The 17,149-nt window shown below is 65.4% G+C and carries 14 protein-coding genes; 10 read left to right on the top strand and 4 right to left on the bottom strand.

Going from position 1 to position 17,149, the window contains the following annotated elements:
* Positions 1 to 49 precede the first annotated feature (49 nt).
* The 7 genes from BLV07_RS36930 to BLV07_RS36900 all read left to right on the top strand — a co-directional run bounded on the left by BLV07_RS36930 (position 50) and on the right by BLV07_RS36900 (position 8,119).
* A complete protein-coding gene (locus BLV07_RS36930) occupies positions 50 to 1,195 on the top strand; it encodes an isobutyryl-CoA dehydrogenase (RefSeq protein WP_091895831.1) in 1,146 nt (381 codons plus the stop codon).
* Positions 1,192 to 2,259 (top strand): enoyl-CoA hydratase/isomerase family protein, encoded by a 1,068-nt coding sequence (locus BLV07_RS36925; RefSeq protein WP_091895828.1) that lies wholly within the window; start codon positions 1,192 to 1,194, stop codon positions 2,257 to 2,259. Before BLV07_RS36930 ends, BLV07_RS36925 begins: the two co-directional genes overlap by 4 nt.
* A gap of 258 nt (positions 2,260 to 2,517) precedes the next feature.
* On the top strand, positions 2,518 to 3,405 hold the full coding sequence (gene mmsB / locus BLV07_RS36920; RefSeq protein WP_091895825.1) for a 3-hydroxyisobutyrate dehydrogenase: 888 nt from the start codon (positions 2,518 to 2,520) through the stop codon (positions 3,403 to 3,405).
* 132 nt (positions 3,406 to 3,537) lie between these two features.
* Positions 3,538 to 5,256: an AMP-binding protein gene (locus tag BLV07_RS36915; RefSeq protein ID WP_091895821.1), complete on the top strand. Its 1,719-nt coding sequence runs from the start codon at positions 3,538 to 3,540 to the stop codon at positions 5,254 to 5,256.
* Entirely contained in the window at positions 5,257 to 5,736 is a 480-nt protein-coding gene (locus BLV07_RS36910; RefSeq protein ID WP_091895818.1) for a MaoC family dehydratase, read from the top strand. It begins immediately after the preceding gene.
* 230 nt (positions 5,737 to 5,966) lie between these two features.
* On the top strand, positions 5,967 to 6,884 hold the full coding sequence (locus BLV07_RS49210; RefSeq protein WP_091895815.1) for an SDR family NAD(P)-dependent oxidoreductase: 918 nt from the start codon (positions 5,967 to 5,969) through the stop codon (positions 6,882 to 6,884).
* A complete protein-coding gene (locus BLV07_RS36900; RefSeq protein WP_091895911.1) occupies positions 6,881 to 8,119 on the top strand; it encodes a BaiN/RdsA family NAD(P)/FAD-dependent oxidoreductase in 1,239 nt (412 codons plus the stop codon). Before BLV07_RS49210 ends, BLV07_RS36900 begins: the two co-directional genes overlap by 4 nt.
* An 87-nt stretch (positions 8,120 to 8,206) precedes the next feature.
* Here BLV07_RS36900 and BLV07_RS36895 read toward each other — a convergent pair whose 3' ends face one another.
* The 3 genes from BLV07_RS36895 to BLV07_RS36885 are packed head-to-tail and all read right to left on the bottom strand — an operon-like array spanning position 8,207 to position 11,595.
* Complete coding sequence (locus tag BLV07_RS36895) at positions 8,207 to 9,286, bottom strand: D-TA family PLP-dependent enzyme (RefSeq protein ID WP_091895812.1); 1,080 nt, start codon at positions 9,284 to 9,286, stop codon at positions 8,207 to 8,209.
* A gap of 3 nt (positions 9,287 to 9,289) precedes the next feature.
* A complete protein-coding gene (locus tag BLV07_RS36890) occupies positions 9,290 to 11,101 on the bottom strand; it encodes an ABC-F family ATP-binding cassette domain-containing protein (RefSeq protein ID WP_091895809.1) in 1,812 nt (603 codons plus the stop codon).
* A 2-nt stretch (positions 11,102 to 11,103) separates the two neighbouring features.
* Positions 11,104 to 11,595 carry a YaiI/YqxD family protein gene (locus tag BLV07_RS36885; RefSeq protein WP_091895806.1) on the bottom strand — a complete coding sequence of 164 codons (492 nt, stop codon included), beginning with the start codon at positions 11,593 to 11,595 and terminating at the stop codon, positions 11,104 to 11,106.
* 105 nt (positions 11,596 to 11,700) lie between these two features.
* Here BLV07_RS36885 and BLV07_RS36880 point away from each other — a divergent pair, with 105 nt between their 5' ends.
* Positions 11,701 to 12,501 (top strand): hypothetical protein, encoded by an 801-nt coding sequence (locus tag BLV07_RS36880; protein ID WP_091895803.1) that lies wholly within the window; start codon positions 11,701 to 11,703, stop codon positions 12,499 to 12,501.
* A gap of 185 nt (positions 12,502 to 12,686) precedes the next feature.
* Here the strand turns inward: BLV07_RS36880 and BLV07_RS36875 are convergent, their stop codons facing one another.
* Entirely contained in the window at positions 12,687 to 15,059 is a 2,373-nt protein-coding gene (locus BLV07_RS36875) for a xanthine dehydrogenase family protein molybdopterin-binding subunit (RefSeq protein WP_091895800.1), read from the bottom strand.
* 208 nt (positions 15,060 to 15,267) lie between these two features.
* On the opposite strand from BLV07_RS36875, the gene BLV07_RS36870 reads away from it, so the two are divergent.
* A complete protein-coding gene (locus tag BLV07_RS36870) occupies positions 15,268 to 16,338 on the top strand; it encodes a Ppx/GppA phosphatase family protein (RefSeq protein WP_091895797.1) in 1,071 nt (356 codons plus the stop codon).
* A gap of 1 nt (position 16,339) precedes the next feature.
* Positions 16,340 to 17,026: an RlmE family RNA methyltransferase gene (locus BLV07_RS36865; RefSeq protein ID WP_091895795.1), complete on the top strand. Its 687-nt coding sequence runs from the start codon at positions 16,340 to 16,342 to the stop codon at positions 17,024 to 17,026.
* Positions 17,027 to 17,149 lie beyond the last annotated feature (123 nt).

Below are 17,149 nucleotides of genomic sequence, written 5' to 3'. Positions count from 1 at the left end.
TGCTTCGCTGCGCTCGCAATGACGGTGGAGTGAAAGGTTAGGCGGCAGCATGCAGTTCGCTCTGAACGAGGATCAGGTCGCAATTCGCGACATGGCTTTGGCGTTTGCAGCGGAAAAGATTGCGCCGCACGCGTTACGCTGGGACGAGGAGAAGCATTTTCCGGTCGACGTGATGCGCGAAGCCGCCACGCTCGGCATGGGCGGCATCTATATCCGCGACGATGTCGGCGGCTCCGCCATGACGCGGTTCGACGCGGCGCTGATCTTCGAGGCGCTTGCGACGGGCTGCCCGACCACCTCGGCCTTCATCTCCATCCACAACATGGCGTCCTGGATGATCGATGCCTTCGGCAGCGATACCCAGCGCCACACATGGCTGCCAAAGCTCTGCACCATGGAGCTGATCGCGAGCTACTGCCTGACGGAGCCGGGCGCCGGCTCGGACGCGGCAGCGCTGCGCACCCGCGCGGTGCGCGATGGTGACCATTATGTGCTCAACGGCCAGAAGCAGTTCATCTCGGGCGCCGGCGGCACCGACCTCCTGGTCGCGATGGTCAGGACCGGTGGCGATGGTCCCGGCGGCATTTCGACCCTCGTCGTCGACGGCAAGACGCCGGGCGTCTCGTTCGGTGCCAATGAGCGCAAGATGGGCTGGAACGCGCAGCCGACCCGCGCCGTGATGTTCGAGAACGCCCGCGTGCCGGTCGCCAACCGCCTCAGTGAAGAGGGCGCCGGCTTCAAGATCGCGATGGCCGGCCTCGATGGCGGCCGCCTCAACATCACCGCGTGCTCGCTCGGTGGTGCGCAAATAGCGCTCGACAAGGCGCTCGCCTACATGAAGGAGCGCAAGGCGTTTGGAAAGCGCCTCGATGAATTCCAGGCGCTGCAATTCCGCCTTGCCGACATGGCGATCGAGCTCGAGGCCGCGCGCACGTTTTTGTGGCGCGCCGCCGCGGCGCTCGACCGCAAGGACCCCGACGCCACCATGCTGTGTGCCATGGCCAAGCGGTTTGGCACTGACGTCGGCTTCGAGGTCGCCAACCATGCGCTGCAGCTTCACGGCGGCTACGGCTACCTCAGCGAATACGGCATCGAGAAGATCGTGCGCGATTTGCGCGTGCACCAGATCCTCGAAGGCACCAATGAAATCATGCGGCTCATCGTGGCGCGCAAACTGATCGAGGGCGCGCGATGAGCGGCGTGGAAGAGGGCGACCTGATCGCCCGTGTCGAGGGCGCAGCCGGCGTGATCCGCCTCAACCGTCCGAAGGCGCTCAACGCCGTGACGCTGGAGATGTTTCGCGACATCGACAAGGCGCTCGACCGCTTCAAGGCCGATCCGGGCATCGCCGTGATCCTGCTGGAAGGTGCCGGCGAGCGTGGCCTGTGCGCCGGCGGCGACATTCGCACGCTCTGGGAAAGCTCCAAGGTCAATGGGGATCTCGGCAAGATCCTGTGGCGCGAGGAATACATCCTCAACGCCCGGATCAAGAAATTCCCGAAGCCGTATGTGGCGTTCATGGACGGCATCGTGATGGGTGGTGGCGTCGGTTTGTCAGCCCATGCCAGCCACCGCGTCGTCACCGATCGCACCAAGCTGGCGATGCCCGAGGTTGGGCTCGGCTTCTTCCCGGATGTCGGCGGCACCTTTTTGTTGTCGCATTCGCCGGGCGAGATCGGCACCTATTTCGGGCTGACCGGCCAGACCATGAACGGGCCGGATGCGATCCATGCGAAGTTCGCCGACTGGGTCGTGCCGGCCGTGAGGCTGCCGGAGCTGCGCGAAGCCCTGACGAAGCTGCACTCGGGCGCGACCGCCGCCGACGTCAGCAAGCTCATCAACGGTTTTTCGACCGGTGAAACCGCAGGCCCGGTCGCCGCAAAAGAGCCGACTATCGACGCATTGTTTGGCTTCGACCGCATGGAGGACATCTTCGCAGCGCTCAAGCGCGACGGCTCCGAATTCGCTCTGACGACATTGAAGACGCTCAACGAAAAATCGCCGCGCGGCATGGTGGTGACGCTGAACCTGCTGCGGCTCGCGCGCAAATCATCGAGCCTTGAAGAGTGCCTGGTGCGCGAATATCGCGCCGCGCTGGAGGTCTTCCGCAGCGACGATTTCCGCGAGGGCGTGCGCGCCGCGGTGATCGACAAGGATCGCAATCCGTCGTGGTCGCCGCCGCGCATCGAGGACGTGACGCCGCAGATGCTGGCGCCATATTTCGCCGAAATCGGCGCCGACGAGCTGAAGTTCAACTAGTATGTGGATGCAGCCAAGGACTCGGATCACCTCTCCCGTAGGGAGAGGTCGGATCGCATCAAGAGATGCGATCCGGGTGAGGGGCTACAGTGTCACTGGGTGCGGCGGCCCCTCACCCGGATTGCTCTGGACGATGCTGCGCATCGCCAGGCGCAATCCGACCTCTCCCCGTTGGGGAGAGGTGACCCCAAAGCCGCCAATTGTGCCTAATTTCTTCGATCTATAATCAGCGAGACATCTCAAGCGGAGGAAACGACAATGGCCACGATCGCATTCATCGGTCTCGGCAATATGGGCGGCCCGATGGCCGCCAACCTGGTCAAGGCCAGCCACAAGGTCGTCGCCTTCGACCTCGTCGAGGCCTCGCGCGCGCAAGCCAAGGCCGACGGCGCCAGCATTGCCGACAGCGCTGCGGGTGCTGTGAAGGGCGCGGACGTCGTCGTCACCATGCTGCCGGCCGGCAAGCACGTGCTCTCCGTCTGGAACGAGGTCGTTCCTGCCATGGCCAAGGGGGCGCTGATCATCGACAGCTCCACCATCGACGTCGAGAGCGCGCGGCAGGCGCATACGTTGGCCGCCAAGTACGGCGTGCTCTCGGTCGACGCGCCGGTCTCCGGCGGCACGGGTGGCGCCAAGGGGGCGACGCTCACCTTCATGTGCGGCGGCGAGGAGAGTGCGTTCGCGGCGGCGAAGCCCGTGCTGGAGAAGATGGGCAAGAAGATCGTGCATTGCGGCGGCGCCGGCGCAGGGCAGGCCGCAAAGATCTGCAACAACATGATCCTCGGCATTTCCATGATCGCGGTCAGCGAGGCGTTTGCATTGGCTGAGAAGCTCGGGCTCTCGCATCAGGCGTTGTTCGACGTCGCCTCGACCTCGTCGGGCCAGTGCTGGTCGCTGACGACCTATTGCCCGGTGCCGGGCCCGGTGCCGACCTCGCCGGCCAACAACGACTACAAGCCGGGATTTGCCTCGGCGCTGATGGTGAAGGACCTGACGCTGGCGCAGGACGCCGCGAAGGCTGCGGGTGCGGCGACGCCGCTCGGCAAGCATGCGCAGGAGATCTATCAGTCTTTCGACGCAGCCGGGCACGGCGGGGTGGATTTTTCCGGAATTATCAAGCACGTTCGCAGCCTCGCTGGAAAATAGCGAGGCTTTGCTCGTAGCCCGGATGGAGCGAAGCGCAATCCGGGACAGCTCTTTCAATTGGCGCGACCGTCCCCGGATTGCGCTTCGCTCCATCCGGGCTACAGTCGAAGGTCAATTCGACGGGCCCGGATCATGACGACATTTCAGGAAGCGCGCGCGTTTCTGCTCAAGCACCGCACGGATTACGAGACAGCGGTCAAGGGCTTCCGCTGGCCCGATCCGGTTCCATTCAACTGGGCGCTCGACTGGTTCGATGCCGACCTCGCGACGAATGCGGAGAGCGGGGATAGGCCCGCGCTCTGGATCGTCGATGCCGCGCAGGACCGGCAGACCAAGCTCTCTTTCGCGACTCTCTCGAAGCGCTCGAACCAGGTCGCCAACTTCCTCCGCGCGCAGGGCTTGAAGCGCGGCGATCATCTCTTGCTGCTGCTCGGCAATGTGGTTCCGCTGTGGGAGACGATGCTGGCGGCGATGAAGCTCGGCGTCGTCGTGATTCCCGCGACCACGCTGCTCACCGCAGAAGAACTGCGCGATCGGCTCGATCGCGGCAAGGCGAAGGCGGTGGTGGCTGCCGAGGACCAGGTCGCGAAATTCGCCAGCCTCGCTACCGAGAGTATCGTCCGCATCGTGGTCGGCACGGCGTCCGATGGCTGGCTTACTTATGACGAGGCAGCGACCGCTTCGGAGAGCTTTGCGCCTGACGGTCCGACCAAGGCCGACGACCCAATGCTGCTCTATTTCACCTCGGGCACGACCGCTAAACCAAAACTGGTGCGACACAGTCAGCGCAGCTATCCGGTCGGCCATCTCTCCACCATGTACTGGATCGGGCTGCAGCCCGGCGACGTCCATCTCAACATCTCGTCGCCCGGCTGGGCCAAGCATGCCTGGAGCTGTTTTTTCGCGCCGTGGAATGCGGGCGCGACCGTGTTCGTGGTCAACCAGCCGCGCTTCGACGCCAAGGGACTGCTCGCCACCATCGGCCGCTGTGGCGTCACCACGCTATGCGCGCCGCCGACGGTGTGGCGGCTGTTCATCCAGGAGAATCTCGCATCGTTCAAGGTGTCGCTTCGCGAGGTCTGCGGCGCCGGCGAGCCGCTCAATCCTGAAGTGATCGACCAGGTACAGGCCGCCTGGGGGCTGACCATCCGCGACGGCTACGGCCAGACTGAAACGACTGCACTCGCCGGCAATTCGCCGGGCCAGCCTATCAAGATCGGCTCGATGGGCCGGCCGTTGCCGGGCTATCGCGTGCAGATCAGCGATGCCGACGGCAACCCGGCGAAGGAGGGTGAGGTGACGCTGGTGCTCGGCGTGAACCGTCCCGCCGGATTGATGCAGGGCTATCAGAGTGATGACGGCAAGCTCTCCGGTGCGGAAGGCGAGCTCTATCGCAGCGGCGACGTCGTGTTCGCGGATGAGGATGGCTATCTCACCTTCGTCGGCCGCTCCGACGACGTGTTCAAATCCTCCGACTACCGAATCAGCCCGTTCGAGCTCGAGAGCGTGCTGCTCGAGCATGAGCTCGTCGCCGAGGCCGCCGTGGTGCCGAGCCCGGATCCGATCCGGCTCGCGGTCCCCAAGGCCTTCGTACTGCTGGCGTCGGGCGCAGAGCGCTCGCCCGAGACCGCGCTGTCGATCTTCAAGCACCTGCACACGCGTCTCGCGCCATTCAAGCGCATCCGCCGCCTCGAGATAGTCACCGAGCTGCCGAAGACGATCTCTGGAAAAATCCGCCGCGTGCAGCTACGCAGGCTGGAGCGCGACGACGATCGCACCGATCCCCTGCGCGGCCGGGAATTCCGCGAGGAGGATTTTCCGGAGCTGGCGAAAACACGGAGTGAGACCTAAGTGAACGAAGTCTGGAAGAAGCCGCCGATTACGCTCGACGCCTATCGGTCCATGGTCGGTAAGGAGATCGGCGTGTCGTCGTGGCACCTGATCGATCAGCCCCGCATCGACACCTACGCCGACGTGATCGAGGATCACCAGTTCATCCATGTCGACCCTGAAAGGGCCAAGAAAGAAACCGCGTTCGGCACCACCATCGCGCACGGTTTTCTCACGATGTCGCTGATGTCGATCATGTCCTATGAGGTGATGCCCGTGATCGCGGGCACCACGATGGGCGTGAACTACGGCTTCGACAAGCTGCGCTTCATTTCGCCGGTCCGCTCCGGCAAGCGAGTCCGCGGCCGTTTCGTGCTGGCGGAAGCCAAGCTACGCAAGCCGAACGAATTGCAGTCCCGCACCAACGTCACGGTGGAGATCGAGGGTGAGGATAAGCCCGCGCTGGTCGCGGACTGGCTCGGGTTGATCTATTTCGAGTAGGCCCGGGCCATCCCGGCCGGGCTTGACCCGGCCATCCATCGCTGCTCAAAAAGGAAACCCAGAGCGGGGTTTCACCCTCTCCCCTTGTGGGAGAGGGTGCCTCGCGGAACGCGAGGCGGGTGAGGGGTCTCTCTCCGCGAGCGCATCTGTAGAGAGAGACCCCTCATCCGGCGCTTCGCGCCACCTTCTCCCACAAGGGGAGAAGGGAAGAAGAATAGAGACCCTTACTCATGGCAATCAGGTTCGACGGACGCGTCGCCATCGTCACCGGCGCGGGCAATGGTCTGGGTCGCGCGCATGCGCTGGGATTGGCGAGCCGCGGCGCCAAGGTCGTTGTCAACGATTTCGGCGGCGCGCGTGATGGCACCGGCGGCTCGCTGTCGCCGGCCGAGGCCGTGGTCGAGGAGATCCGCAAAGCCGGCGGCATCGCGATGGCCGACGGCGCCGACGTCTCGAACTTCGAGCAGGTCACCGCCATGGTCGAGCGCGCCACCAAGGAGTGGGGCAGCGTCGATCTCTTGTGCGCCAATGCCGGCATCCTGCGCGACAAGTCGTTTGGCAAGATGGAAGCGGCCGATTTCCAGAAGGTGCTCGACGTGCATCTCGTCGGCACGTTCTATTGCTGCAAGGCGGCCTGGGCCGGCATGCGCGACCGCAACTACGGCCGCATCGTGCTGACGACGTCATCCTCCGGCCTCTACGGCAATTTCGGCCAGGCCAATTACGGCGCGGCGAAATCAGGCATGGTCGGCCTGATGAACGTGCTCGCCGAAGAGGGCCGCAAGAACGACATTCGCGTCAACATCATCTCGCCGACGGCGGCGACCCGCATGACCGAAGAGCTGCTGCCGCCGCAGGCGCTGCAACTGATGAAGCCCAACGCGATCACGCCCGCGGTCGAGTACATGCTGAGCGAGGATGCGCCGACCCGCACCATCATGGGCGCCGGCGCCGGCTCCTTCGCCGTGATCAAGATCTTGGAGAGCGAAGGCATCAACCTGCCGGAGTCCGAATGGACGCCGGATGCGGTCGCCGCGCGTTTTGCCGAGATCAGCGACATGTCGAAGGCCAAGGCGCTGACGGGGGCGTTCGAGCAGACGCAGAAATACGTCGCCCAGGCCGCGGCGCGGGCGGGGGTAAAACTCTGACAGCCGTCGCCGTCATCGGCGCCGGCCCCGCCGGGCTGATGGCGGCGGAGGTGCTGGCGCAAGGCGGCGCCAGCGTCACCGTTTATGACGCGATGCCGTCCGCGGGCCGCAAGTTTCTGATGGCCGGCCGCGGCGGGCTCAATCTCACCCACAGCGAGCCGCTGCCGCAGTTCATGGCGCGCTATCGCGCGGCGGCGCCGAAGCTGAAGGCTGCCATCGACGCCTTTCCGCCCGACGCGCTGCGCGCCTGGAGCGAGGCGCTGGGCGAGCCGACTTTCGTCGGCAGCAGCGGCCGAGTATTTCCGAAGGCGTTCAAGGCCTCGCCCTTGCTGCGCGCTTGGCTTCGGCGGCTCGATGCTACCGGGGTGCGGTTCGCCTTTCGTCATCGCTGGACCGGTTGGGATGACGAGGGGCGGCTCCGGTTTCAAACGCGCCATGGAACGGCTGTCATCGCTGCCAAAGCGACAGTGCTGGCGCTCGGCGGCGCAAGCTGGCCGCGGCTTGGCTCCGATGGCGGCTGGACGACAATTCTGGCGGACAAAGGCATCGCGATATCGCCGCTACGGCCTGCCAATTGCGGCTTCATCGTCGCCTGGTCCGATGTCTTTCGGTCCCGCTTCGAAGGGCAGCCGCTCAAAGGGATTGCGCTAAACTTCGGCCCGCACAGCCTGCGCGGCGAGGCAATCATCACGCGGGCCGGCATCGAAGGCGGGGCGATCTATGCGCTGTCGGCCGAATTGCGTGAGGCGATCGCGGCGAATGGCGAGGCGGTGCTGCACGTCGCCTTGCGCCCGGATGTCGATGAGGCCGAACTCGTCAAGCGCCTGCATGCCTCGCGCGGCAAACAGTCGTTCTCCAACTTCCTGCGCAAGGCTGCGCAACTCTCGCCCATCGCCCTTGGGTTGTTGCAGGAGGCCGCAATTGGCGCCGGCCAATCGCTGTCGGCAATGCCGCCCCAACGATTGGCCGAGCTCATCAACGCCGTGCCGATCAAGCTAACTGGAGTAGCGCCGATCGCGCGTGCGATTTCCAGCGCTGGCGGCATCTCTTTCGACGAACTCGATGCGGATTACATGATCCGCAAGCTACCCGGCGTATTTGCCACCGGCGAGATGCTGGACTGGGAGGCACCGACCGGCGGCTATTTGCTGCAGGCCTCGTTTGCGACCGGCGGGGCGGCGGGCAGGGGCGTGCTGAAATGGCTCGCTAGCTCACCACCGTCATTGCGAGCGTAGCGAAGCAATCCAGAATCCGTCCGCGGAGCTAGTCTGGATTGTTTCGTCGCAAGAGCTCCTCGCAATGACGGCTGTGGGGCAGCGCCTCTACCGCAGCTTCCCCCGCGCCGCCACCGGCAGCGTGCCGATGATCTCCTCGCCGCGCACCATCACGACCTCGTCCATCATGTTGACGACGACGCAGACATGGTTCGGCACGATGCGGACGACGTCGCCGACATTGGGGCGCGTGTTGCTGCGGGAGAGGTCGAGGAAGCCGTGCTCCTCGGCAAAGCGCGCGATCTTCGCCTCGGGATGCTCCAGGATCAGGCCGTGGCCGTCGAGCCCGCCGGTGTCCGTCGTCAGCGTCTTCGAGCCCGCGTCCAGAATACCGCGCTCGGGGGCGGCGCGGCTCACCACGGTCGAATAGATGTGCAGCGCGCAGTCGTCCCAGGTGGCGACGCCGGCGGCGACCTGCATGCGGTCGTTATAGATGTAGGTGCCGAAGCGATGCTCGGTGGCGCCTTTGAGCTTGCCGAGGTTCTTCAGGTTCGGCGTGCCGCCGGTCGAGACGATCCTTGCATCCAGTCCGTGCGCGTGTACGCCGGCCAGCGCCTCGTCGTAAAATTTCTGCGCGTCCGCCCAGCCTGTTTCGGTCGGATACATCATAAAGCCTGCGAATTGCAGTCCCTTGGACGCGGCGATCTCGCGGGCGAGGGCGATCGCCTCGGCCGGCGTCTCGACACCGGCGCGCTTGCGGCCGGTGTCGCATTCGACGACGACCGAGAGCGGGCGGCCTGATGCGGCGGCGGCCTTGGGCAGACCGGCGACGACGGTCGAATTGTCGGCGGCGACCGTCATATTCGCCTTCGCCTGCAGCGCGCCGAGCCGCGCCATCTTCTCTTCGCCCAGCAGATTGTAGCTGATCAGGATGTCGTCGATGCCGGCATTGGCCATGATCTCGGCCTCGCCGAGCTTCTGGCAGGTGATACCTTTCGCCCCCGCCGCGACCTGCATTTTCGCGATGGTCGGATTCTTGTGCGTCTTGATGTGGGGACGGTTGGCGATTCCGGCGTCGTCGCAGGCCTTCTGGATCCGCGCGATGTTGCGCTCGACCCTGTCCATGTCGATGACGGCGCAGGGCGTGCCGTATTCGCGGGCGATTTTAGCAGCGAGGGGAGTGGTCATGGGTCAAGCCTGCTCTATTTCTTCACGCAGCATTTCGAGTTCAAGCCAGCGCTCTTCGGCGACGGACAATTCGTCATGCGCCTTGGCGATGGCGGCGGAGGTGTCGTCGAATTTTTTGCGATCTTTCGCATAGAGATTGGGATCGTCGAGGACGCGTTGCAGCCTTGCGATGTCGGCGTGCAGCGTCTCCATCTTCGTCGGCAGCGTTGCCAGGGCGTGCTTCTCGTTGAAGCTCAGCTTGCGCTTGGGTGCGGAGGAGGGAGCAGCGGTACGCTCCTCCTTCTTTTCCGCCGGAGCCGGCGCCTTCGCCGTCTCGCGCTTGAGATCCGCGCCGCGCTGCGCCAGCATGTCGCTGTAGCCGCCGGCATATTCGATCCATTTAGCGTTGCCCTCAGGCGCGATCACGGAGGTGACGACGCGGTCGAGGAAGTCGCGGTCATGGCTGATCAGGATCACCGTGCCCTCGTAATCGCCGAGCATCTCCTCGAGCACGTCGAGCGTATCGAGGTCGAGATCGTTGGTCGGTTCGTCCAGCACAAGGAGGTTCGAGGGCTTTGCGAGCGCGCGGGCCAGCATCAGCCGGCCGCGCTCACCGCCGGAGAGCACCTCCAGCGGCGTGCCGCGCTGCTCCTGCGCGAACAGGAAGTCCTTCATGTAACCGACGACATGCTTCGGCTTGCCGCCGACCATGATTTGGTCGCCGCGACCGCCGGTGAGCGCTTCGGCTAGCGTCGATTTGGGATCGAGGCTCTCGCGGTGCTGGTCGAGCGTGGCCATTTCCAGATTGGCCCCAAGCCGCACGGTGCCGGTATCAGGCTGCGCGCCGCCGGTCAGCAGATTGACCAGCGTGGTCTTGCCGGCGCCGTTCGGCCCGATGACGCCGAGCCGGTCGCCGCGCTGGATGCGGGTTGAAAAATTCTCGACGATGTTGCGCTCGCCATAGGCCTTGGTGATGCCCTTGGCCTCGATCACCAGCTTGCCGGATTGCTCCGCTTCCGCCGCCGCGAGATTGGCGCTGCCGGCGGTGCCGCGATAATTGCGGCGCTGGTCGCGTAGGGCATGCAGATTGGCGAGCCGCTTGACGTTGCGCTTGCGCCGGCCGGAGACGCCGTGGCGCAGCCAGTGCTCCTCGTCGACGATCTTGCGGTCGAGCTTGTGCTGGTCGCGCTCTTCCTCCGCCAGCACCTCGTCGCGCCAGCTCTCGAACGAGGCAAAGCCGCGGTCGATCTGCTTGATCTTGCCGCGGTCGAGCCAGGCGGTGGAGCGCGACAGATTGGTGAGAAAGCGGCGGTCGTGGCTGATCAGCACGAGCGCGCTGCGCCGGCTGTCGAGCTCCTGTTCCAGCCACTCGATGGTGGAGAGATCGAGATGGTTGGTCGGCTCGTCCAGCAGCAGGATGTCGGGCGAGGGCGCCAGCACGCGGGCGAGCGCCGCGCGGCGGGCCTCGCCGCCGGAGAGATTATGCGGATTCTCCTCGCCGGTGAGGCCAAGCTGCTCCAAGAGATAACGCGCCTGGTGCTGGTCGTCGCCGGGCGCAAGCCCCGCCTCGACATAGGCGAGCGTGGTCTTGAGTTCGCCGAAATCTGGCTCCTGCGGCAGATAACGGACCGTGGCGCCGGGCTGCACGAAGCGCGTGCCGCCATCGGGCTCGATGAGGCCCGCTGCGATCTTCAGCAGCGTCGATTTGCCCGAGCCGTTGCGGCCGATCAGACAGACGCGCTCGCTTGGTGCGACATTGAGTTCGACACCGCTCAGCAGCGGCGTACCGCCAAAGGTCAGTTTGATGTCTTTCAGTTGGATCAGCGGCGGCGCCATGGTCAGCTCTGGCTCGTTGCGGCCGCGTCGGTGCGGCGGCGCTGGATCCGGCGCAGCGTCTGGTCGAGGGCCGAGAGGAATGCGGAACGGTCGCGCGGCGCGAACGAGCGCGGGCCGCCGGTGACTTCGCCGGCCGAACGCAGATCCGTCATCAGGTTGCGCACCGCCAGCGTCATGCCGATCGACTCTTCCGTGAACGGCTTTCCGTTCGGCGCGATCACGTCGGCGCCCGCTTTCACGCAGCGGCTCGCGAGCGGAATATCTGATGTCACGACGACATCGCCGGGCCTGGCGCGTTCCGCGATCCAGTCGTCGGCCGCGTCCATGCCGGCGCCGGCAGCAATGCGCTCGATCAGGGGATCGTGGGGCACTCGAAGAAAGTTGCCGGCGACGACGCTCACGGGCACGCCGTGCCGGAGTGCGACGCGGTAGATTTCGTCCTTCACCGGACAGGCGTCGGCGTCGACATAGATGCGGGTGGGGGTGTCAGTCATTGGCCGCGTGGTACCCCATTCGGGCCGCAAAGGCGAGGGGATTGACCGCTGTTCCCTGGGGCCTACGATCGCTCTGAAACAATGAGAACACAGGGAAGGCGACCCATGCCGAACCGGCTCGAAACCTATCGCGTCGAGGCCTACAACACCGCAAAACAGTCCGAGAACAAGATGCATGACGACACGGTGGCGCGCCGCTTCGGCTTCGAGGGCGGGCTGGTGCCGGGCGTCGATGTGTTCGCCTACATGATGCACGTGCCGCTGGCGCGCTGGGGCCGCGATTTCTTGTCGCGCGGGCTGGTCGAGGCGCGCTTCATCAAGCCGGTCTATGACGGCGAGAGCGCCGATGTCGACGCCACCGAGCACAATGGCCTGCTCACGATCGAAGTCTTCAGCCGCACTGCGCTGTGCGCGACGGGGACGGCCTCGCTGCCGGCGGCCGCGCCTGCGGTGTCGTTGAGCGGCTATGTCGCGGTCCCCGCGGTTGCCGAGCGCAAGCCGGTCAGCCCGGCGACGTTCGAGACCGGCAAGTGGTTCGGCACGACGCCGCGCCGCTGGGCGGGACAGGATGCGGCCGACTATCTCGCCGACATCAGGGAGACCGATCCGATCTTTGCGCGCGAGGGCCTGGGCCATCCCGGCCTGATCCAGCGGGTGATGAACCGCGTGCTGGTTGACAACACCATCCTCGGCCCGTGGATCCACGTCGGCAGCCGCATGCAGCTCTTGTCAGCCGCACGCATCGGTGACGAGATCACCGCGCGGGCAAAAGTCGCCGCGAACTACGAGAAGAAAGGCCACCGCTTCGTCGAGCTCGACGCGCTCGTCGTTGCCAACAGCACGACGCCACTCGCGCACTGCCAGCACACCGCGATCTACCAGCCACGTGAGCAGGCGGCGGCGTAGGGCGTTTAGGCGGCTGCAGCGTCTGTTGGGTTCGAGGCTCTCACTCCAAAAACGGTGTCATGCCCCGCGAAGGCGGGGCATCCAGTACGCCGCGGCCCATCCGTGAATCACTTCTGCCTCGGAGTACTGAATCGCCCGGTCAAGCCGGGCGATGACAGCATTTGTTGTGGATGCGAAAGAGGCCCTTACGCCGCCTTGGCCTTCGCCTCCTGGATCGCGCGCCATACCCGCTCCGGGGTCAGCGGCATGTCGATGTGCTTGATGCCGTAGTCGGAGAGCGCATCGAGCACCGCATTCACCACCGTCGACAGGCTGCCGGCGCAGCCGGCTTCGCCGCAGCCCTTGCTGCCGAGCGGATTGGTCGTCGCCGGCACCGGGTGATCGCCGACCGTCATGTTGGGCACGTCCTCTGCGCGCGGCAGGGCATAGTCCATCAGCGAGCCCGTGATCGGCTGGCCACTCTCGTCGTAGCGGATGTGCTCCATCAGCGCTTGTCCAATGCCCTGAACGACGCCGCCATGGAGCTGGCCCGCGACCAGCATCGGATTGATCACCGTGCCGAAATCGTTGACCGCGCTGTAGCGCACGATCTGCACCACGCCGGTCTCCGGATCGATCTCCACTTCAGCTACGTGGCAGCCGTTCGGGAACGCCGAGGGCACCGGCTCGCTGGTGTGGTCGACGTCGAGGCTGTCGGGCACGCCCTCCGGCGTCTTGCTGTCATGCAGCTTCCTGGCGAGCTCCATGATGTCGATGCTGCGGTCGGTGCCGGCGATGGTGAAGCTGCCGTCAGCGAACTCGATGTCGGCTTCGGATGCTTCCAGCATGTGCGCGGCGGCGCGCTTGCCCTTCTCGATCACGAGCTTGGCGGCGCCCACGATCGCCATGCCGCTCGCGGTGATTGAGCGCGAACCGCCGGTGCCGCTGCCGGTGTGGACGATGTCGCTGTCGCCCTGGACGAGCTTGACGCGCTCGAAGGGAACGCCGAGCTGATCGCACAGCACCTGCGCGAACGGAGTGGCATGGCCCTGGCCGTAATCGAGCGTGCCGGTGACCAGCTGCACGCTGCCGTCAGCATCGAACACGATCTTGCCGAGCTCCGGGCTCGGCGGCGCGGTGACCTCGAGATAGGAGCCGACCGCGATGCCGCGCAGCTTGCCGGCCTTCCGGCTTTCCTTCTTGCGCTTGGCGAAATTCTCGTGGTCGGAGATCTCGAGCGCCTTGTTGAACACGGCCTGGAAGTCACCGCTGTCATAGGTCACGCCGGAGGAGGCCGGGAACGGCATCTGGCTCGGCTTGATGAAATTGCGCTTGCGCAAGGTCAGCCGGTTGATGCCCATCTCGTCGGCGGCGCGGTCGATCAGCCGCTCCATGTAATAGTTCGCCTCGGGCCGGCCGGCGCCGCGATAGGCGCCCATCAGCGTGGTGTTGGTTAGCACCGTCTTGATGTCGACCGCCATCAGCGGCGTGCGATAGACGCTGGAAAAGTTCTTGCCGGTGTTCAGCGAGAGCGGCCCCGGCGCAACGCCGGTGATGTAAGCGCCGAGATTGCCGTAGCCGGACAGCTTCGCCGCGAGGAAATGTCCCTCGGCATCGAGCGCCAGCTCGGCGTGGATTTTTTGCGCACGGCCGTGGCTGTCGGAGAGGAAGCTGGTGGAGCGCTCGTCCAGCCATTTCACCGGCCGACCCAGCGCCTTCGCCCCGTACAGGATGCACATGTATTCGGGATAGTTGATGTTCTTCATGCCGAAGGAGCCGCCGACATTGGCGGTGAGGATGCGCACCTTCTCGTTCGGCACTTTCAGGTTCTTGGCGAGGTTGGCGCGGTTGCCGGCGACGCCCTGCGTCGGCACCTGAAGCGTGTAGCGCTCGGTCGTCTTGTCGTAGGAGGCAAGGCCCACGCGCGGCTCCATCGACACCACGGCGACGCGGGTGTTCTCGATGTCGATCTTGGTGACATGGGCGGCGCTGGCAAAGGCTGCGTTGACCTTCTCCATGTCGCCATAGTGGTAGTCGAGCGCGACGTTATCAGGGATATGGTCATAGAGCTGCGGCGCGCCGGGCTTGGCCGCTTCCTCAGGGTCGGTCACTGCCGGTAATGGCTCGACGTCGACCTCGACGGCTTCGGCCGCATCGCGCGCCTGCGCCAGCGTCTCTGCCACCACGAAGGCGACGGGATCGCCGACGAAGCGGACCTTGTCGGTCGCCAGCGGCTGGCGGTTGGTCTGGAGCAGGGGCGAGCCGTCGCGGCTCTTCAGCGGCAGGCCGCAGGTGAAAGGGCCGTAGCCGGCGGCATCGAGATCCCTACCGGTCCACACCCCCAGTACGCCTGGCATCGCCTTGGCGGCGTCAATGCCGGTGCCGCGGATGATGCCATGGGCATGAGTGGAACGGACGATCACGGCATAGGCCTGGCCGGGCAGGTTGAAATCGTCGGTGTAGCGGCCCTTGCCGCGCACCAGCGTGTCGTCCTCCTTGCGGCGGACGGGCTGCCCGACGCCATATTTTTGCAGTGCAATAGCGTTTTCGAGCGTGGACGATTTGGTGTGTTCTTGCATGGGAATGACCTGAAAAGCCGGTATTTGCGCATTTTCGCGGCAGCGGGGGACCGGACCCCCTCAGATAACCCACGACCCCGTTCACGACAACGCACGAATGGACATGGTCCCATGTGATGCGATGTTGCGCAGACCTGCCGCGCTGCTAATGTTTCAGGCGAAAAAGCAATTCCAGATCGGCCCATCGGGCCGCGGAAAGACAGTTTGTATGAATGACCACACGCGGCTCCGCGATGGCCACGGGCTGCACGGTGAGCTGGAGGGGGCGATGGCGGCGGTGGCATTGGCCACTGGACCGGTCGTCCCCGTACAGTCGGGAACCGGCGTCTACGCGGCGCTGGATCTCGGCACCAACAATTGCCGGCTCCTGATCGCTTGTCCCACCCACGACGGCTTTCGCGTGGTTGATTCCTTCTCGCGCATCATCCGGCTCGGCGAGGGCGTCTCGGCGACGGGCTGCATCAGCGATGCCGCGATCGAGCGCGCCATCGCCGCGCTCAGCATCTGCCGTGACAAGATCAATCTGCGCAAGGCACGGCGGCTGCGGCTGATCGCGACCGAAGCCTGCCGCGCGGCCTCGAATGCGGAAGGTTTCCGCAGCCGCGTCGCGGCCGAGACCGGCATCGAGCTCGAGGTGATCGACCGCGAGACCGAGGCGGCGCTCGCCGTGCTCGGCTGTTCGCCGCTGGTCGATCCCAGGGGGCGCGGCGCGATCCTGTTCGACATCGGCGGCGGCTCGACCGAACTGGTGCGGATCGAGCGCGATACCACAAATCCGGAGCCGCGGATCCGGGCCTGGATGTCGATCCCGTTCGGCGTGGTCACACTTGCCGAGCAGTTCGGCGGCCGCGACGTCACGCCGGAAATCTATGCCGCGATGGAGCGCGAGGTCGCCAATCACGTCGCGCCGTTCGCGGCAGAGCACGGCCGCGATCTCACCGACATGCATCTGCTCGGCACCTCCGGCACGGTGACGACGCTTGCCGGCATCCATCTCAACCTCGCGCGCTATGATCGCCGCCGCATCGACAGCATCTGGATGAACGATGCCGACATCACCGCGACCATCAACAAGCTGCTCGGCATGAGCTATGAGGAGCGCGCCGGCAACAATTGCATCAGCGTCGAGCGCGCCGACCTCGTGCTGGCCGGCTGCGCCATCCTCGATGCGATCAGGCACGCCTTCCCGCTGCCGCGCCTGCGCGTCGCCGATCGCGGCCTGCGCGAGGGCATGCTGGTCGAGATGATGCGCGAGGACGGCGCGCTCAGGAGCTGGTGAGATGGCGAAAGACACCACCGGCCGCTTGCACGTCCAGGTCAAGACCGGCGGCAAGCGCAAGCTCTCGTCCAAGCTGTGGCTGGAGCGGCAGCTCAACGATCCCTATGTCGCCAAGGCCAAGGCGGCGGGCTATCGCTCGCGCGCGGCGTTCAAGCTCCTGGAGATGGACGACAAGTTTCGTCTTCTGAAGCCCGGCATGGCCGTGGTCGATCTTGGCGCGGCGCCCGGCGGCTGGAGCCAGATCGCGGCCAAGCGCGTCGGCTCTACCGAAGGCAAGGGCAAGGTCGTCGCGATCGATCTGCTCGAGATGCCGGAGATTCCTGGCGTCGATTTCGCGCAGCTCGATTTCATGGACAATGACGCCCCCGAAAAGCTCACCGCGATGCTGGGCGGCGGCGCCGATGTCGTGATGTCCGACATGGCCGCCAACACCACCGGCCACCGCAAGACCGATCAACTCCGCATCGTTGGCCTGGTCGAGACCGCGGCCGCGTTCGCCTGCGACGTGCTCAAGCCCGGCGGCACGTTTCTCGCCAAGACGTTCCAGAGCGGCGCCGACGCCGAGTTGCTGGCCCAGCTCAAGCGCGATTTTGCCACCGTGCGCCACGTCAAGCCCGCGGCGAGCCGGCAGGATTCCTCGGAACGCTACGTGCTCGCGACGGGATTTCGGGGCGAGGCGAAGGCGTAGCAACCAACTCCGTCATTGCGAGGAGCCCTTGCGACGAAGCAATCCAGAGTATTTCCGCGGAGAGACTCTGGATTGCTTCGCTTCGCTCGCAATGACGAGAAGAGAGACTACCCAACCTCTGAT

It is taken from the genome of Bradyrhizobium sp. Rc2d (assembly GCF_900099855.1).
Classification (GTDB): domain Bacteria; phylum Pseudomonadota; class Alphaproteobacteria; order Rhizobiales; family Xanthobacteraceae; genus Bradyrhizobium.
The sequence above is the reverse complement of the archived record's forward strand: the minus strand, read 5'-3'. Positions and strand labels throughout refer to the sequence as shown.